Origin of the sequence: Ramlibacter agri, assembly GCF_012927085.1 — a bacterium.
GTDB lineage: Bacteria > Pseudomonadota > Gammaproteobacteria > Burkholderiales > Burkholderiaceae_C > Ramlibacter > Ramlibacter agri.
Genome location: NZ_JABBFX010000010.1, coordinates 1 through 1,866, shown reverse-complemented (window position 1 = coordinate 1,866; position 1,866 = coordinate 1). Strand labels below are relative to the sequence as shown.

Here is a 1,866-nt window from a genome sequence, read left to right as displayed (position 1 = left end):
GCCCACTCGATGTTCAGCAGCGTGTCGGTGCCGCCCTGGCCGTCGTTGGCCGTGCCGGCCATCAGGTCGACGCTGCCGCCGGTGGTGGCGCCGTCCATGCGGTACTGGTCGATGCCGCCGCGCCCGTCGATGGTGTCGTTGCCGCCGCGCCCGTCGAAGCCTTCGACGTAGGCCGTCGTGTCGCTGCCGTACAGGTGGTCGGCGAAGTTCGAGCCGCGCACCTGGCTGATGTTGGACAGCGTGTCGGTGCCGCCCATGCCATCCTGGGCCTGGCCGGTGGCGAGGTCCACCGTCACGGCACCGCTGGAGTTCTGGTAGGACACGCGCGCGCCGGTGAAGTTGTTCGACGCGTCGATCGCCCCGCCGTCGATCGTGTCGTTGCCGGCGCCGCCTTCGAACTGCTCGAAGATGTTGGTCGCCGCGCCGGTCAGGCGGTCGTCGTACTGCGTGCCGCTCACCCAGTTGATGTTGACCAGCGTGTCGGTGCCGCCCTGTCCGTCCTGCGCCGTGCCGGCGCCCAGGTCCACCACCACCCCGGTGGTGGCGCCGTCGAAACGCACCCAGTTCAGGTCGGTGTAGTTCACCAGGTCGGTGATGGCGCCGCCGTCCAGCGTGTCGTTGCCGGCCCCGCCGATCAGCGTGTCCTGGCCGGGCCCGCCGAACAGCTGGTCGTCACCGGCCTCGCCCATCAGCGAGTCGTTGCCCGGGCCGCCCAGGAGCGTGTCGTTGCCGTCGCCGCCGCCGATCGAATCGTTGCCGCCCGCGGCGTCGACGTAGTCATTGCCGCCCCAGGCGTCGCCGGAATCGTTCGAATCGTCGGCGACGATGTAGTCGTCGCCCTCGGTCGGCCCGAAATACTGCACCGAGGTGCCCCAGTCCTGGGCGGAGACGTCGAAGCCGTCGGCCGAGAAATGGCCCACCAGGTCGATCACGACGTCGGCGCCGGCCACCGAGTCGGTGCCGACATACACGCGCGTGACGCCGCCCTGGTAGCTGCCGACCATGATCTGGCCCAGGCCCAGGCCGCTGGCGTCGTCGCCGGACAGCACGTTGCCATCCAGCTGCAGGTTCTCGAAGGAGAGGTCGTCCTCGGCCCGCGTGAAGTCGGTGATCCGGTCCACGCCGCTCGCCACGCCGGCCTCGTAGCTGAAGCTGTCCGCGCCGCCACCGCCGGTCAGCGTGTCGTTGCCGCCATGGCCGAAGATGACCTGGCGCATGGAATCGCCGACGATGGTGTCGCCGGCGGAGCTCCCGTGGATCTCCATCTCCTCGACGTTGAGGAGCGTGTCGGTGCCGCCGAGGTAATCCGCCTGGGTGCCGCTCGCGCCGGTGGCCGTGAAGCTGATCGCCGTGGCGGAACCGGAATAGTCATAGACCACGACGTCAGTGCCGTTGCCGCCGTCGATGGTGTCGCTGCCGCCCCAGCCCGGAGCGGCGGCCACGATGTAGTCGTTGCCGTCGCCGCCGAGCACGCTGTCGTTGCCGGCGCCGCCGACCAGGGTGTCGTCACCCGCGCCGCCGTCCAGCGTATCGCTGCCGCCGTTGCCGAACATCTGGTCGTTGCCGGCCATGCCCTGCAGGTTGTTGGCGCCGTCGTTGCCCGTGAGCGTGTCGTTGAAGGCCGAGCCGCGCGCCCACTCGATGTTCAGCAGCGTGTCGGTGCCGCCCTGGCCGTCGTTGGCCGTGCCGGCCATCAGGTCGACGCTGCCGCCGGTGGTGGCGCCGTCCATGCGGTACTGGTCGATGCCGCCGCGCCCGTCGATGGTGTCGTTGCCGCCGCGCCCGTCGAAGCCTTCGACGTAGGCCGTCGTGTCGCTGCCGTACAGGTGGTCGGCGAAGTTCGAGCCGCGCACCTGGCTGATGTTG

1 protein-coding gene is annotated in these 1,866 nt (G+C 70.1%); it reads right to left on the bottom strand.

Annotated elements, in window-relative coordinates:
• Nucleotides 1-1,866 (bottom strand): calcium-binding protein (locus tag HHL11_RS34100; protein WP_169423090.1); only part of this gene is annotated, 1,866 nt, incomplete at both ends.